General features: G+C 70.8%; 14 protein-coding genes. 7 read left to right on the plus strand and 7 right to left on the minus strand.

All coding sequences use genetic code 11. The features are described 5' to 3' along the window. Nucleotides 1-57 precede the first annotated feature (57 nt). The 3 genes from BM204_RS08520 (at nucleotide 58) to BM204_RS08530 (ending at nucleotide 3,222) form a co-directional block, all read left to right on the plus strand. On the plus strand, nucleotides 58-1,344 hold the full coding sequence (locus BM204_RS08520; RefSeq protein WP_091112008.1) for a DUF480 domain-containing protein: 1,287 nt from the start codon (nucleotides 58-60) through the stop codon (nucleotides 1,342-1,344). Next, complete coding sequence (locus BM204_RS08525) at nucleotides 1,341-2,522, plus strand: GDSL-type esterase/lipase family protein (RefSeq protein ID WP_091112009.1); 1,182 nt, start codon at nucleotides 1,341-1,343, stop codon at nucleotides 2,520-2,522. The genes BM204_RS08520 and BM204_RS08525 overlap by 4 nt, the downstream gene beginning before the upstream one ends. Nucleotides 2,523-2,610: 88 nt before the next feature. Continuing rightward, a complete protein-coding gene (locus tag BM204_RS08530) occupies nucleotides 2,611-3,222 on the plus strand; it encodes a DedA family protein (protein WP_091112011.1) in 612 nt (203 codons plus the stop codon). Nucleotides 3,223-3,242: 20 nt separating this feature from the next. Here BM204_RS08530 and purT read toward each other — a convergent pair whose 3' ends face one another. The 4 genes from purT to kstD are packed head-to-tail and all read right to left on the minus strand — an operon-like array spanning nucleotide 3,243 to nucleotide 7,918. Further along, on the minus strand, nucleotides 3,243-4,445 hold the full coding sequence (purT, locus tag BM204_RS08535) for a formate-dependent phosphoribosylglycinamide formyltransferase (RefSeq protein WP_091112013.1): 1,203 nt from the start codon (nucleotides 4,443-4,445) through the stop codon (nucleotides 3,243-3,245). A 35-nt stretch (nucleotides 4,446-4,480) separates the two neighbouring features. Next, nucleotides 4,481-5,308 carry an aminoglycoside adenylyltransferase domain-containing protein gene (locus BM204_RS08540; protein ID WP_091112014.1) on the minus strand — a complete coding sequence of 276 codons (828 nt, stop codon included), beginning with the start codon at nucleotides 5,306-5,308 and terminating at the stop codon, nucleotides 4,481-4,483. Nucleotides 5,309-5,312: 4 nt separating this feature from the next. Next, nucleotides 5,313-6,191, minus strand: coding sequence for an enoyl-CoA hydratase ChsH3 (gene chsH3, locus BM204_RS08545; RefSeq protein ID WP_091112016.1), 879 nt, complete (start codon nucleotides 6,189-6,191; stop codon nucleotides 5,313-5,315). Further along, nucleotides 6,191-7,918 carry a 3-oxosteroid 1-dehydrogenase gene (gene kstD / locus BM204_RS08550; protein ID WP_091112017.1) on the minus strand — a complete coding sequence of 576 codons (1,728 nt, stop codon included), beginning with the start codon at nucleotides 7,916-7,918 and terminating at the stop codon, nucleotides 6,191-6,193. The genes chsH3 and kstD overlap by 1 nt, the downstream gene beginning before the upstream one ends. A 26-nt stretch (nucleotides 7,919-7,944) precedes the next feature. Between kstD and BM204_RS08555 the strand changes: the two genes are divergently transcribed. The 4 genes from BM204_RS08555 (at nucleotide 7,945) to BM204_RS08570 (ending at nucleotide 11,540) form a co-directional block, all read left to right on the plus strand. Then, on the plus strand, nucleotides 7,945-8,751 hold the full coding sequence (locus BM204_RS08555; protein ID WP_091112019.1) for a 2-keto-4-pentenoate hydratase: 807 nt from the start codon (nucleotides 7,945-7,947) through the stop codon (nucleotides 8,749-8,751). Between the two features lie 5 nt (nucleotides 8,752-8,756). Next, nucleotides 8,757-9,689, plus strand: a complete 933-nt coding sequence (locus BM204_RS08560) for an acetaldehyde dehydrogenase (acetylating) (RefSeq protein WP_091112020.1) — start codon at nucleotides 8,757-8,759, stop codon at nucleotides 9,687-9,689. A gap of 1 nt (nucleotide 9,690) precedes the next feature. Continuing rightward, the gene (dmpG, locus tag BM204_RS08565) at nucleotides 9,691-10,794 is read left to right on the plus strand and encodes a 4-hydroxy-2-oxovalerate aldolase (protein ID WP_091112022.1); all 1,104 of its coding nucleotides are present in this window, start codon (nucleotides 9,691-9,693) and stop codon (nucleotides 10,792-10,794) included. Nucleotides 10,795-10,955: 161 nt separating this feature from the next. Beyond that, nucleotides 10,956-11,540 carry a class I SAM-dependent methyltransferase gene (locus tag BM204_RS08570; RefSeq protein WP_246166009.1) on the plus strand — a complete coding sequence of 195 codons (585 nt, stop codon included), beginning with the start codon at nucleotides 10,956-10,958 and terminating at the stop codon, nucleotides 11,538-11,540. A gap of 80 nt (nucleotides 11,541-11,620) precedes the next feature. Here BM204_RS08570 and BM204_RS08575 read toward each other — a convergent pair whose 3' ends face one another. From BM204_RS08575 to BM204_RS08585, 3 genes are all read right to left on the minus strand, one after another. Continuing rightward, a complete protein-coding gene (locus tag BM204_RS08575; protein WP_143099694.1) occupies nucleotides 11,621-11,875 on the minus strand; it encodes an SGNH/GDSL hydrolase family protein in 255 nt (84 codons plus the stop codon). A gap of 441 nt (nucleotides 11,876-12,316) precedes the next feature. Continuing rightward, on the minus strand, nucleotides 12,317-13,135 hold the full coding sequence (locus tag BM204_RS08580; RefSeq protein ID WP_091112027.1) for a DeoR/GlpR family DNA-binding transcription regulator: 819 nt from the start codon (nucleotides 13,133-13,135) through the stop codon (nucleotides 12,317-12,319). Next, nucleotides 13,135-15,159: a beta-galactosidase gene (locus tag BM204_RS08585; RefSeq protein WP_246166015.1), complete on the minus strand. Its 2,025-nt coding sequence runs from the start codon at nucleotides 15,157-15,159 to the stop codon at nucleotides 13,135-13,137. Before BM204_RS08585 ends, BM204_RS08580 begins: the two co-directional genes overlap by 1 nt. Nucleotides 15,160-15,256: the final 97 nt, after the last annotated feature.

Below are 15,256 nucleotides of genomic sequence, written 5' to 3' on the forward strand. Positions count from 1 at the left end.
ACTGAGCCCGCCCCACTGAGCCCGCCCCACTGAGCCCGCCCCACTAGGGTTCGGAGCATGGCCGACCCGCTCGTGCTCGACCCGACCGAACAACGCCTGCTCGGCAGCCTCCTGGAGAAGGAGACGACGGTCCCGGCGTCCTATCCGCTCTCGCTCAACGCGCTGCGCACCGCCTGCAACCAGACCAGCAGCCGCGACCCGATCACCGACCTCGACGAGCCCACCGTCGAGCGGGTCGCCCGTGAGCTCAAGGATCGCGGCCTGGTCCGCATCGTGTGGGCGGCGACCGGGCGCCGCACGCTGAAGTACCACCAGACGCTCGCCGAGGACCTCTCGCTCGCCGACGACGAGCGGGCCCTGGTGACCGTCCTGCTGCTGCGGGGTGCCCAGACCCCCGGTGAGCTGCGCTCCCGCTCGGAGCGGCTGCACACTTTCGCCGACAAGGGTGCCGCCGAGGTCGTCCTGGGCCGGCTCGCCGCGCGACCGACCCCGTTGGTCAGGGAGCTCGGAAGGCGACCTGGCCAGCACGACAACCGGTGGATCCATCTCCTCGGCCCCGTCGAGGTCGAGACCACACCGAGCGCCCCCGGACCGACCGTGGACCGGGAGCGGGTGATCGTCGACGGCCGTGAGGCGCGCGACGAGCGGGTCCGCTCGTCGTACGGCGTGGTGGCGGAGGCCTACGCCGCCGCGCTGGCCGACGAGCTCGACGACCTGCCGTTCGAGCGCTGGCTCCTGGGGCACGTGGCCGACCTCGCCGGCCCCTACCCGGTCGTCGAGGTGGGGTGCGGGCCCGGCCACGTGACCGCCCACCTCGCGGCGCTGGGCGTCGAGGCGTCCGGGATCGATCTCGCGCCGGAGATGGTCGAGGTGGCCCGCCGCCTGCACCCCGAGGGCGACTATGCGGTCGGTGACCTGCGTCGGCTGATGCGCCCCACCACCAGTGACGGCTGGGGCGCGGTGCTCGCCTGGTACTCCCTGATCCACCTCGCCGGCTCCGAGCTGCCCGACGCGATCGCGGCGCTGGTCCGTCCGCTGCGCACCGGCGGAGTGCTCGTGCTCGCGATGCACGCCGGTGCCGAGGTGCGTCACCTCGACGCGTGGTTCGACCATGAGGTCGCGCTGGACTTCGTGGGGCACGAGCCGGCCGCGCTCGTCGCGCTCGTCCGGGCTGCCGGGCTCACCGACGTCGAGTGGTACCTCCGCGGGCCGGTGGCCTCGCGGGGCGAGACCACCGAGCGGCTGTACGTCGTCGGGAGGGCGTCGGGCACAGTGGCGTCGGGCACAGTGGCGTCGGGCACGGTGGCGTCGGGCACGGTGGCGTCGGGCACGGTGGCGTCATGACCTCGGCTTTCGCAGATTCCTGGCTGATCACGCCGATCACGTCCGACCTCGTGCGGGGCGCGCTCGAGCTCGAGCCCACCGCGCTGGGCCTCCGACCGCACCGGCTGCCGGCGTGGGCCCGCGCCCAGGTGCCGGACGGCCAGCTGGCGATGGCCGAGGCCCAGCCCTCCGGCGTACGCCTGGTGCTGCGGACCGCGGCCACCTCCCTCGAGATCGACGTGCTGCCGACCAGGATGGCCTACCGCGGGGCGCCGCCGCGGCCCGACGGCGTCTACGACCTGCTCGTCGACGGCGTCCTGGTCGACCAGCAGAGCGCCGACGGTGGCCACGTCCACACGATCGACATGGCGACCGGTGCGGCCGAGCTGACGCGGGGCCCGGTCGGGACGCTGCGCTTCTCCGGGCTCGCCGCGGGAGAGAAGGACGTCGAGGTGTGGCTGCCCCACAACGAGGCCACCGAGCTCGTCGCGCTGCGCTCCGACGCCCCGGTCCGCCCGGTCCCGGACCGCGGGCACCCCGTCTGGGTGCACCACGGGAGCTCGATCAGCCACGGCTCCAACGCTGCGGGCCCGAGCACCACGTGGCCCGCGCTCGCTGCGGCAGGAGGCGGTGTCGAGCTGGTCAACCTCGGCTTCGGCGGTAGCGCGCTGCTCGACCCGTTCACCGCGCGCACCATCCGCGACGTCCCGGCTGACCTGATCAGCGTCAAGATCGGGATCAACCTGGTCAACACCGACCTGATGCGGCTGCGCGCCTTCGGTCCGGCCGTCCACGGCTTCCTCGACACCATCCGAGAGGGCCATCCCACGACACAGCTGCTGGTGGTCTCACCGCTGTGGTGCGAGATCCACGAGGAGACCCCGGGCCCCGCCGCGCCGGACCTCAGTGCCCTGTCCGAGGGGCGACTCGGCTTCGTGGCGACCGGCGACCCTGCGGATGGGACCCGGCTGACGTTGCGGATCATCCGGGAGCAGCTGGCGGCCATCGTGGCTGCGCGTGCCGCGGACGACGCGCACCCGCACCTGATCGATGGCCGGGAGCTCTACGGCGAGGCCGACGCGGTGGATCTGCCGCTGCCCGACCAGCTGCACCCCGACGCTGCCACTCATCGCCTGATCGGTGAGCGCTTCGCGGCGCTTGCGTTCGGTGCCGGCGGGGCGTTCAGCGCACAACGCTGACCCGGAGCGGGACCGGTCGGAGGTCCTGTCTACGGTGACGACTTCGTCCGGGAGCGACCAGGGCAGCGACTCACAGGGGAGGAGGACCATGGACGCGGTGCTCGACTGGGTCGTCGAGATCATGAAGACGATCGGGGCGCCGGGCGTGGGCCTGGCGACCCTGCTCGAGACGGTCTTTCCTCCGATCCCGTCCGAGGCGGTGCTGCCGCTGGCCGGCTACACCGCCAGCCAGGGCCACTACGGGCTCCTCGCCGCGATCATCTGGGCGACCGTCGGCTCGCTGGTCGGCGCCCTGGTCCTCTACTACGCAGGAGCCGTGCTGGGGGTGGGCCGGCTGTGCGCGATCGCCGAGCGGGTGCCGCTCGTGCACGCCCGCGACGTCGAGCGCTCGACCGAGTGGTTCGACCGCCACGGCCGGGCCGCGGTGTTCCTCGGCCGCCTCGTGCCCGGGGTGCGGAGCCTCATCTCCATCCCCGCGGGGGTCAACCGGATGCCGGTCCTCCAGTTCGCCGGCTACACCACCGCCGGCAGCCTGCTGTGGAACGCCGGGCTGATCGTGGCCGGCTACCAGCTGGCCGAGCAGTGGCACGTGGTCGAGGGCCGCATGGGGGAGGTCTCCCACGTGGTCTACGTCCTGCTGGCACTCCTGCTGGCCGTGTTCGTCGTACGGCGGCTGCGGGCGCGGGCGGAGAAGCTGTAACTCCCCGGATGCCCCGGGCCCTACGTCGTGATGCAGGCAGCGGCGTGGCGTGCGGCGGCGCGAGCGGCGTCCACGTCGTCGCCGAGGGCGAGGGTGACGGCCATGCGTCGACGCCCGGCGACGGCGGGCTTGCCGAAGATTCGGACCTGGGTGTCGGGGGCGGCCAGGGCGCGGTCGACGCCGGCGTACGACGGCGCCACCTGGTCGCCCTCGAGGAGCACCGCGCACGAAGCCGAGGCGCCGCGGGTGCGGATCGAGGGGATCGGGAGGCCGAGGATCGCGCGCACGTGCAGGGCGAACTGCGAGAGGTCCTGGGAGACCAGGGTGACCAGGCCGGTGTCGTGCGGGCGCGGGGAGAGCTCGGAGAAGATCGCCTCGTCGCCGCGCACGAAGAGCTCGACGCCGAACAGCCCGCGACCGGCAGGCTGGCAGAGATCACCCACGACCGTCGCCGCGATCTCCTGGGCCCGCGCCAGCACCGCCGGGCTCATCGGCTGCGGCTGCCACGACTCGCGGTAGTCGCCGTCGACCTGCACGTGCCCGATCGGGTCGCAGAAGGAGATGACGTCGGGGCCCCCGTCGGCAGAGGCGTGCCTCACCGTCAGCAGGGTGATCTCGTAGTCGAAGGGCACGAAGCCCTCCACGATGACGCGGCCCTGCCCGGCGCGACCGCCGGACTGCGCGTAGTCCCACGCCGGTGCGACGTCCTCGGGCGTGTGCAGCGTCGACTGGCCCTTGCCCGAGGAGGACATGACCGGCTTCACGACGCACGGCAGCCCGATCTCCTCGACGGCGGCGGCGTAGTCCTCGGCGGTGCCGGCGAAGCGGTAGGGCGACGTGGGCAACCCGAGGTCCTCGGCGGCGAGCCGGCGGATGCCCTCGCGGTCCATCGTCAGCCGGGCCGCGCGGGCGGTCGGGATGACGGTCACGCCCTCGGACTCCAGCTCCTGGAGGGTGGGGGTGTGGATCGCCTCGATCTCCGGCACGACGAAGTGCGGCCGCTCCAGCTCGACCACCCGGCGCACCTCGGCCGGGTCGAGCATGTCGATGACGTGGCTGCGGTGGGCGACCTGCATGGCCGGCGCGTCGGCGTAGCGGTCGACGGCGATGGTCTCGACGCCGAGGCGTTGAAGCTCGATGACCACCTCCTTGCCGAGCTCTCCCGAGCCCAGCAGCAGCACGCGGGTGGCGGTCGAGCTCAGCGGCGTGCCCAGGATCGTCACGGGCACCAACCTAGTGGGTGCTCTTCCCGCGACGGTCAACGACTGGCGCTCACCAGGGCGAGCACGTCCCAGACGAAAGCACGCGTGCGGAGCGCCCGCTCGGGGTCGGCCTCACGGTGCACGCGCCCCCACGGGTCCGGCCGGTCGGCCACCGCAGCGAGCACGAGGTCGTGCCACTCGTCGGGCAGGATCCCCAGCGCCCACCGGGCTGCGGGCTCCTTGCCGACCACGGCGCCTTCGCGGGCGGTGTAGAGGATCCGGCACATCGTGAGGACCAGGTAGGGCTGCATCCAGGCGTTGCGCAGCGCTGCGGGGTCGTCCTCGACGGCGGCCGCACGCTGGCGGGCCTCGCCGACGGCCTCGGCGAAGAGCGCCCCGCGCGAGACCCGGGGGAGCAGGTCGTGGGCGGGCGGCCCGCTGACGATGCAGGATTGCTCACGAAGCACCCAGCGCGTGTGGGCGGAGTTGTCGTGGCCCGAGCGTTCCAGGACGCGGCTGCCGTTGTCGACGTAGAGCCAGCGTCGCCCGACGGTCGTCGGGTTGGCCAGGTCGGTCACCGGTGCATAGCTGCCCTCGAGGTGACCGGCCCACGGGGAGTCCAGGTCGGGCAGGTGCGCGTGCACGGTCCTCAGCGCTGCCTCGGCTGCCGGGGTCGGGCCGGTGCGCGTGACGACCAGGAAGTCGACGTCGCTGTGCTCGTCGGCGTCTCCCGCGGCGAAGGAGCCGACCAGGTGGACACCGACGACCTCGTCGCCCAGAGCCTCGCGTGCACGCTCGTCGAGCGCCCGCAGCACGTCGACCAGATCGGCAGCCGAGTCGGGGCCGACCTGGGGCTCGAGGTGCGCGAGCAGCCCCGGGTCCATGCGGTCAGGCTAGCGTCAGCGCCACGTCGGAGAGGACCGGCGAGCCGTCGCGCTCGCCGCCGGCGATGGTCGCTGCAGCGACGATGCGGTCGTCCTCGCGCCAACCCTGCACGCGGATCGTCTCGCCGGGGAAGACCACCCCGGAGAAGCGGCCGCCGAAGCCGGCCACCCCGGTCGCGTCACCGCCGAGCAGTCCGTCGGTGAGCTCGCGCAGCACGATCCCGTAGGAGCACAGGCCGTGCAGGATCGGTGCCGGGAAACCGGCCGCCTTCGCGAAGTCGGGGTCGGCGTGCAGCGGGTTGCGGTCACCGCACAGCCGGTAGAGCAGCGCCTGCTGCGGCGTCACGTCGTACGTCGTGTCGGTGTCGGCCGGCCGGTCGGGCAGCCCGATCTTCTCGGAGCTGCCACGGTCCCCGCCCCAGCCGCCCTCGCCCTTGACGAAGATCGACGAGCGGACCGTCCACAGCTCCTCGCCGGACGGCGCCGTGGCGACGCCCTCCTGCCAGATCACAGCAGCCTTGCCCTTGTCCCAGATGTCGCTGATGTGCACCCGGATCGTCGCCTCGCCGGAGGTCGGCAGGGGGCCGTTGACCGTGATCGACTGCGAGCCGTGCACGACCTGGGCGAGGTTGATGTCGCAGCCGGGCAGGTCGAGGGGCGGAGGGTCGGTCTCGTGGAAGCTCGGGGCGACGACGCCGAAGGACGGGAGCACCTGGAGCGCAGGACCGTCGAGGGTGTGGCGCAGGGCGTCGCTGCTCAGGTTGTCGCCGGCACGGGAGCCGGCTCCGATGCCGAGGTGGTAGAGCAGCACGTCGCTCGGTGACCAGGCGAAGTGGCGCTCACCGATCTCGGCGCCGATCGCGACGGACGGGTCGATAGGCATCAGGCGGTCTCCTGGATCTCGGCGGGGATCTCGGCGGGGGCCTCGGCGACGGGGCTCTGGACCGGCGAGTTCGCAGCGATGTCCTCGGCAGCGAGGTAGCCGAAGGCCAGCGCCGGGCCGATCGTGGCGCCCGGGCCGGCGTAGGTGTTGCCCATGACGGCCGACGACACGTTGCCGGCGGCATAGAGGCCGCCGATGACCGAGCCGTCCGGGCGCAGCACCCGGGCGCGCTCGTCGGTGACGAGGCCGCCCTTGGTGCCGAGGTCGCCGGGGACGATCTTGACGGCGTAGAAGGGGCCCTGGTCGATGGTGTGCAACGACGGGTTGGGCTTGACCGTGGGGTCGGAGTAGTACTGGTCGTAGCCCGACTCGCCGCGGTGGAAGTCCTCGTCGGTGCCGGACCGGGCGAAGCCGTTGAAGCGATCGATGGTCGCGGCGAGGGCGTCGGCCGGGACCTCGATCTCGGCAGCCAACGCCTCGATGGAGTCGGCCTTCCTGATGGTGCCGTGCTTGTACCAACGGCCCGGGAAGGGCTGGCGCGGCATGAGGCCGGCGAACAGGTAGCGGTTGCGGTAGCGCTGGTCGATGATCATCCAGCTCGGCACGTGGCCGACACCGGACGCCTCCCCCTGGTAGATCTCGTGCACGGCCTCGACGTAGGGCAGCGCCTCGTTCATGTAACGCCGGCCGGCCTGGTTGACGATGATCGAGCCGGGCAGGTTGCGCTCGGCCAGGCAGAACCATGGCCCCGACGGCAGCGGGATCGTGGGTCCCCACCAGGCGTCGTCGAGCAGGTCGGTCTGGGCACCGGCGCCGATGCCGGCCAGGATGCCGGCGCCGGTGTTGAACTCCGACCCGGTGGTCCAGTCGATGCTGGTGGGCTGCGGCTGGTACTTCTCCCGCATCTCGAGGTTGCGCTCGAACCCGCCGCTGCCGAGGATCACACCGCGCAGCGCTAGTACGACGTGCTCCTCACCGTCGCGCAGCACGCGCACGCCGACGACCCGGCCGTCCTCGATGACCAGGTCCTTCAGCTCGGTCTCGAAGTGCACCGGCACGCCGGCGTCGATGAGTCCCTTGCGCAGGCCGATGGCGATCGCGTTGCCCATCGCGAACATGCGACGACCACGCAGCCCGGCGATGATCCGGTTGAGGAGCACCTTGAGCATCGTGAGCGGGCCCTTGACGGTGCGCATGCCGAGGCTGAGCTTCCGGAAGTCGGCCTGGGTGACGATCAGGTTGGCCGGGGCCTTGGTGTATTGCGGGTGCAGCCGCTCCAGCTCGTCACCGAGGAAGCTCGCGTCCAGGGGGATCGGCTCGACCGAGCGCCCCTTGAGCCTTCCGCCCGGTGCCTCGGGGTGGTAGTCGGCGTAGTCCGGGACCCAGGCGAAGCGCACCGGGGTGTTCTCGCGGATGAAGTCCATGACCTCGGCGCCACGCTCGAGGTAGGTGTCGCGACGGACCTTGGGCACGACGTCGCCGACGATGGAGTCGAGGTACCGCTTGGACTCCTCCAGGGCGTCGGCCTGGCCGGCGGCCTGGAGTGCGTAGTTGCCCGGCATCCACACGCCGCCCCCGCTGCGTGCGGTCGAGCCGCCGAAGTAGGCGCTCTTCTCGACGAGGATGGTGTCCAGGCCGTGCTTGCGGGAGGCCAGCGCTGCAGTCATGCCGGCGCCACCAGCGCCGACCACGACCACGTCCACCGACTCAGGCAGAGGGGTGCTCATGGCACGAAACTGTAACAGGTTCTAGTATGACGTCCGTGACCCATCAGGACGCTGTTCCGGCCGCCGTCGATCGGCTGGCGCAGGCGCAGGAGACCCGCACCCCGTGCGCCCCCGTGCGCGATCTCATCGGCACCGACGACCTGCCGGCGGCGTACGCCGTGCAGCGGGGGCTGGTGCAGCGTCGCCTCGCGGCGGGCGCCACCGTGGTCGGTCGCAAGATCGGCGCCACCTCCGAGGCCGTGCAGCGCCAGCTCGGCGTCGACCGGCCCGACTTCGGCTACCTGCTCGACGAGATGGACGTCAGTGCCCAGTCGCCCGTGTCGATGGCACGGCTGCTGCAGCCGCGGGTCGAGGCGGAGGTCGCGTTCGTGCTCAGCGACGACATCGCGCCGGGGACCGAGGACGAGATCACCCTGGAGCTGGTGCGCGCCGCCGTCGAGGTCGCGTTGCCGGCCCTGGAGATCGTGGACTCGCGGATCGCCGACTGGGCGATCACCTTCACCGACACCGTGGCCGACAACGCCTCCAGCGGCCTGTTCGTGGTCGGCAGCGAGGGGCGCACGCTCGACGACTTCTCGCCGGTCGACGTGGTGATGTCGCTGAAGATCAACGGCGAGGAGCGCTCCAGCGGCACCGGCGCCGCCTGCCTCGGTGACCCCCTCGAGGCGCTGCGCTGGCTCGCCGTCCAAGCCTTCCGCTTCGGTGACCCGTTGCGGGCCGGCCACCTGATCCTGTCCGGGGCCCTGGGCCCGTTCGTCCCCTTCGCGCCGGGTGACCGGGTGGAGGCGTCCATCAGCGGGTTCGCCCCGTTGGTCGCCCAGTTCGAGGAGTAGACCCAATGTCCACCAAGCAGAAGCTCACCGCCGCGATCGTCGGCCCCGGCAACATCGGCACGGACCTGCTCTACAAGCTGCTGCGCTCGGCCGAGAACGGAGGGAGCATCGAGCCACGCTGGATGATCGGAGTCGACCCGGCGTCCGAGGGCCTGCGCCTCGCGGCCGACCAGGGGCTGGAGGCCTCCCACGAGGGGGTCGACTGGCTGCTCAAGCAGGACGTGCTGCCCGACCTGATCTTCGAGGCGACCTCGGCCTACGTGCACCGCGAATACGCCCCGCGCTACGAGGAGGCCGGCATCCGCGCGATCGACCTGACGCCCGCCGCCGTCGGTCCCGCCGTCATCCCGCCGGTCAACGGTGAGGAGCACGTGGGCGCGTGGAACGTCAACATGATCACCTGCGGCGGCCAGGCCACGATCCCGATGGTCGCGGCTGTCTCGCGAGCGGCCCAGGGCTTCGGCGGAGTGTCCTACGCCGAGATCGTCGCCTCGGTCTCGTCCATGTCCGCCGGTCCGGGCACGCGTGCCAACATCGACGAGTTCACCCGTACGACGTCCGCGGGTGTCATGTCCATCGGCGGAGCCGAGCGCGGCAAGGCGATCATCATCCTCAACCCGGCCGAGCCGCCGATGATCATGCGCGACACGATCTACTGCGCGGTGTCGCCGGATGCCGACCGAGACGCGATCATCGCGTCGGTCTTCGCGATGGAGAAGGCGGTGCAGGAGTACGTCCCGGGCTACCGACTCCTCCAGGAGCCCCAGATCGACGAGCCCTCCGCTGCGACCCAGGGCCAGACCAAGGTCTCGATCTTCGTGGAGGTCGAGGGTGCCGGCGACTTCCTGCCGCCCTACGCCGGCAACCTCGACATCATGACCGCCGCGGCCACCCAGGTCGGTCAGAACATCGCCCGCTCGCTGCTCGGAGGCAACTGACATGCCCGCTCACGCTGCTGACCTCAACACCCTCACCCGCACCTGGTCCGGCGCGCACGGCACGGAGCCGTGGGGAGACCTGGACCTGCGGCTGACCGACACCTGCCTGCGCGACGGCTCGCACCACAAGCGCCACCAGTTCACCGCGACCGAGGTCCACGACATCGTCGAGGCGCTCGATGCGTCCGGGGTGCCGGTCATCGAGGTGACGCACGGTGACGGCCTGGGGGGCTCGTCGTTCAACTACGGCTTCTCCCGCACACCGGAGCAGGAGCTCATCAAGATCGCGGCCGAGACCGCCAAGCGCGCCAAGATCGCCTTCCTGATGCTCCCGGGGCTCGGCACGAAGGACGACATCCGTGCCGCGCAGGACAACGGCGGCCAGATCTGCCGGGTCGCCACGCACTGCACCGAGGCCGACGTCTCGATCCAGCACTTCGGGCTGGCCCGCGAGCTCGGCCTGGAGACCGTCGGCTTCCTGATGATGAGCCACACCCAGCCGCCCGAGGTGCTCGCGAAGCAGGCCCGGATCATGGTCGACGCCGGTTGTCAGTGCGTCTACGTCGTCGACTCCGCCGGGGCGCTCGTCATGGAGCAGACCGCCGACCGGGTCTCCGCCCTCGTCGCCGAGATCGGCCACGAGGCGACCGTGGGCTTCCACGGCCACGAGAACCTCGGGCTCGGCGTCGCCAACACCGTCATCGCGGCCCGCGCGGGTGCCACCCAGATCGACGGCTCCGTGCGCCGCTTCGGTGCGGGTGCGGGCAACACGCCGCTGGAGGCCTTCGTCGGGGTGTGCGACAAGCTGGGCTGGAAGACCGGCATCGACTTCCTGACCATCGTGGACGCCTCCGAGGACGTCGTCCGTCCTGCGATGCCCGAGGAGTGCCAGCTCGACCGGATGACGCTGATGATGGGCTACGCCGGCGTCTACTCCTCCTTCCTCAAGCACGCCGGCAACGCCGCCGAGCGCTACGGCGTCTCGGGCGCCAAGATCCTGCTCGAGGCCGGTCGCCGCAAGCTGATCGGCGGCCAGGAGGACCAGCTCATCGACATCGCGCTGATGCTGCGGGCCGAGGCCGACAAAGTGGCTTCGAACTCCTGACTCGGCTGTTGGCTGGGACGAAGGCCGATCGCACGTGGGTCGGCGCGGGGTGTCGTTCGGCGGCATGACGCGGCTCCGGGCCCCGGGCGCTCCGAAGGCCTGAGCGACGATGGTGTGGCGCGTGACGGCACAATGCAGACATGGCAGAGCGGAGTGCGTGGATGCAGCAGGTGGCGGCCGACCCGGATCACTCGTCCTGGTACGTCGAGCGGTTCCGCTCGATGGCAGCGGCCGGCGACGACTTGGCTGGGGAGGCGCGTCTGATCGACACGATGGTCGGCCGTGGGTCACGCATCCTCGACGCGGGTTGCGGCCCGGGTCGCGTGGGCTCCGCGCTGGCCCGACTCGGGCACAACGTGGTCGGTGTTGACGTCGACCCGGTGCTGATCGAGGCGGCCGCCGAAGACCACCCGGGTCCTCGTTGGATCGTCGAGGACTTGGCGGAGCTCAATCTGGGTGCTCACGGGATCCCGGATCTTTTCGACGTCATCGTGTGTGCCGGGAACGTGATGACGTTTCTGGCCCCGAGCACCCGCGTTGAAGTGCTGCGACGGTTGAGGAAGCACGTTCATGGCGAGGGACGCGTCGCGATTGGCTTCGGTGCCGGCCGGGGCTACGAGTTTTCCGAGTTCCTGAACGATGCTCGTCAAGCGGGGCTGGAGGCCGACCTGTTGTTGTCCACGTGGGACCTGCGTCCGTGGCTTCAGGACTCGGACTTCCTGGTGGCAGTCCTGAGACCCGTCTAAGTATCGACGGCTCTGAGCCTAGGCCGACCTGAGGTGCGCCCGCTTGCAGTGCAGAGCGACATTCCTGGCGAACGCAGTCCCTATGCGGTGGGTCCTTCGGCTGGGTCGCTCGGCGGTGACACCGCCTCCAGGCTGTAGGTCACGGGGAGGTCGTTCATCCCTGCGTGTCCTTCGCCGATGTCGTTGATGCTCTCGAGCGCCACCACCTCGGTCACTCCCGCCTGTGAGAGGGCATCGATCGCGTAGCGCTTCAGGGCACTGGAGCCGCCCGGTGACTGAAGGCCGTCGGCGAGGACGCGATCGCCTCCGATGCCCGCGTTGAGCACGGAGAGCACGGATCCCCCTCGGTCGAGCCGGCGCTGCCGCCGTCGCTCGGTGCTGCGGCCCACGATCCGGCGCAGTGTCTCCCGCACAGCCGGTGTTCGCGGGGTGCAGGGTCGAGGCCGCCACGGCCGGCTGCCAGGTGACCGACGCCGAACCCGGAGCCACCGGAGCCATGAGCGCCACCGGTGGACGTCTCCCGCGCGACCAGGGGAGGGGGAGCCGTGAAAGACCAACTCGGGACTGGATGAGCCGATCCGTGCTGTGACGGGCCGTCCGCCCGCACCTGCGCCGCCCCGACGCTGAGCGTCACGTCGCACAGCTTCTGCGAGGCGGCGATCAGCTGGCCGCGTTGCAACGACACGTCCGCGGAGCCAGCCTCTGTCGAGGCTGACACGTTCGTCAGCATGAACCACCTCGAGGCTGCCCGGGCGCCAGGGTGCGATGCCCGGACCTCAGAGCCCCGGTTCCTCCGTGTCACGATCGGAGAGGTGAACATTGCCCGGGTCGACCAACACGGTGTCCGCCACGTGTTCGGACAGCCGTTGGCGGGCGATGTGCGACAGGCCCGTGTCGGTGATCAGTGCGGAGGCGCTGGAGAGCGTGGCCATCGAGCTCAGCCCCACCACTCCCCACTTGGTCGAGTCTGCGAGGACCACGAGGCGACGGCCGCTGGCGATCATGGTCCGGTTGGTCTCTGCCTCATGGAGGTTGGGGGTGCTGTAGCCGCCGTTGAGGTCCATGCCGTGAACCCCCATGAACACCACGTCGACGTGGAGCGACCGCAGGGCGGCGATCGCGATCGGCCCGACCAGGGCGTCGGACGGTGTGCGAAGTCCGCCCGTGAGGAGGACGGTGTGGCTGGGCACCCGTGCGTCGTGGAGGAGGTCGGCGACCCACACCGAGTTCGTGACGACCGTGAGGCCGGGGATCGCGACCAGGTGCCGCGCCAGGGCGAAGGTCGTCGTCCCGGCGGAGACGGCGATGGCCGAACCCGGACGGACCATCTGCACGGCACGGGCGGCGATCGCCTCCTTCTGGGCCAGCTGGCGCACGGACTTGGCCTCGAAGCCGGGCTCGCTCGAGCTCGGCTCCGCACGCACGACCGCACCGCCGTGCACCTTCTCCAGAGCACCCTGCTCGTGAAGGGTCAGGAGGTCCCGCCGGATGGTCATGTCGGACACCCCGAGCGTGGTGACCAGGTGGCTGACCCGCACGATGCCATCCCGTTCGAGCTGAGCCATGATCTCTGAGCGCCGCTGAGCTGCCAACATCACATCTCCCTGATGACCGCGATGCGTCCGGCGTCGACCGACACGTGTCCCTCTGCCTGCCGGTCCTCCACGAGGTCGAGCCCGTGGGCCTCCACGACGACGTCCTCGTCGGTGTGGTTCACCACGAACAACCAGGACTGGCCATCATCAGCAGTACGCCGGGTGACCTCGACCCCCGGTGGCACGACCGCGATGGGAGCGACGTCTGCCTCGGCGAGGAGCATCGCGACCAGCCCGTCACACCCCGCACGGTCGAGTCGGCACGCGGCGTACCAGGCCGAGCCGTCGCCCACCGTGTGCCGGGTGATCGCCGGGACCCCGGGGGCCGGACCGTCGACGTACGTCGCGAGGGCCTCGGCCCCGGCCAGACGCAGGTCCTCGGCCCAGACGTCCGCGGTCCACCCGTTGGACAGCTCGACCGTCTCACCGAGGCGCAGCGGCAAGAACTCCTCGACCCGGAGGCCGAGCAGGTCGCGGAAGGCCCCCGGATAGCCACCGAGGCGGATGTGGTCGTGCTCGTCGACGATCCCGCTGAAGTAGGTGACCAGCACGGTCGCGCCGCCCTCCGCCGCCGCGAGCAGGCGATCGACGGCGGTGTCCGTGACCGAGTAGAGCGTGGGCACGAGCACCAGGTCGTAGCGGCTGAGGTCGTCCTCGGGATGAGCCAGGTCGACGCCCACCCCGGCGTCGGTGAGCGACCGATGCAGGGCGTGGGCGCGGTCGAGGTAGGTGACGTCGACGCTGGGGTGCGAGTCGAGCTCGCACGCCCACCAGGCATGCCAGTCGAAGACGATCGCCACATGGTTGTGCACGACGGACCCCGCGACCTCGGCGACGGCATCCAGCACCTGCCGCAGCTCGACCGCCTCCCGCCACACCCTCGTGTCGGTGCCGGCGTGCGGCACGATCCCTGCGTGGAACTTCTCGGCGCCGGCCCGTGCTGCACGCCACTGGAAGAACAGCACGCCGTCGGCGCCCCTGCTCACGTGCTGGATCGCGGAGCGCAACAGCTCACCGGGCCGTCGGGCGATGTTGCGTGGCTGCCAGTTGACCGCGCTGGGCGAGGTCTCCATCAGCAGCCAGGGGCCACCGCCGGCGAGGCCACGAGTCAGGTCGGCGCAGAACGCGAGCTCGCGATAGCTGTCCGGGTCGGCCGCCACCAGGTAGTGGTCGTTCGAGACCACGTCGACCTCGCGGGCCCATGCCCAGTAGTCCATCTCACGAATGTGCTCGGTGACCATGAAGTTCGTGGTCACCGGAACTCCGGGCGATACCTCGTGCAGGATGTCGCGCTCGGCCACGTAGTTGGCCAGCAGCTCGTCGGAGGAGAAGCGTCGGAAGTCCAGCTCCTGCGTGGGATTGCCGGAAGCCGCGGCGGATCGAGGTGGCAGGACCTGCTCGAAGTCGGTGTAGCGCTGGGACCAGAAGGCGGTACCCCAGGCGTCGTTGAGCGCGTCGACGGCGCCGTACCTGGCGCGGAGCCATTCCCGGAATGCAGTCGCGCTCACGTCGCAGAAGCACAGGGCGTTGTGACAGCCGAGCTCGTTGCCGACGTGCCAGAGCTGCAAGCCGTCGAGATCGCCGTAGCGTTCGGCGAGCTGGCGGCACAGGTGTGCTGCGTAGGTCCGATAGATGGGCGAGCTCGGACAGAAGGCCTGTCTGCCTCCGGGCCACAACCGCGTGCCCTCGCGTGTCATCGGCAGCATCTCGGGATGGAGGGTGCTCAGCCACGGTGGTGGAGAAGCCGTCGCGGTCGCGAGGTCGATCCCGATGCCAGCAGACGTGAGACGTCCCAGCACGTCGTCGAGCCACGCGAAGCGGTAGTCGCCCGGTCCGACCTCCAGGTGTGCCCACGAGAAGACGCCGACGGTGACGAGGTCGACACCGGCCTCGAGCATCAGCCGCACGTCCTCGTCCCAGACCTCAGCGGGCCATTGCTCCGGGTTGTAGTCGCCACCGAAGGCGAGCCGCGCAGGTGCTTGCCCGGCGCTCGGAAGGCGCCCTCGGACACGTGTTGAAAACAACAGCTCACCTTCCTGAATGTTTGCTCTTGTGTGATGCAGCCCGAACTTCTACGCTGTCGATTGTTGCAATGTGACCGCCATCACGTCAATCTCGGCC

Source organism: Nocardioides psychrotolerans (assembly GCF_900113685.1).
In the GTDB taxonomy this organism is placed as follows: Bacteria; Actinomycetota; Actinomycetes; order Propionibacteriales; family Nocardioidaceae; genus Nocardioides; species Nocardioides psychrotolerans.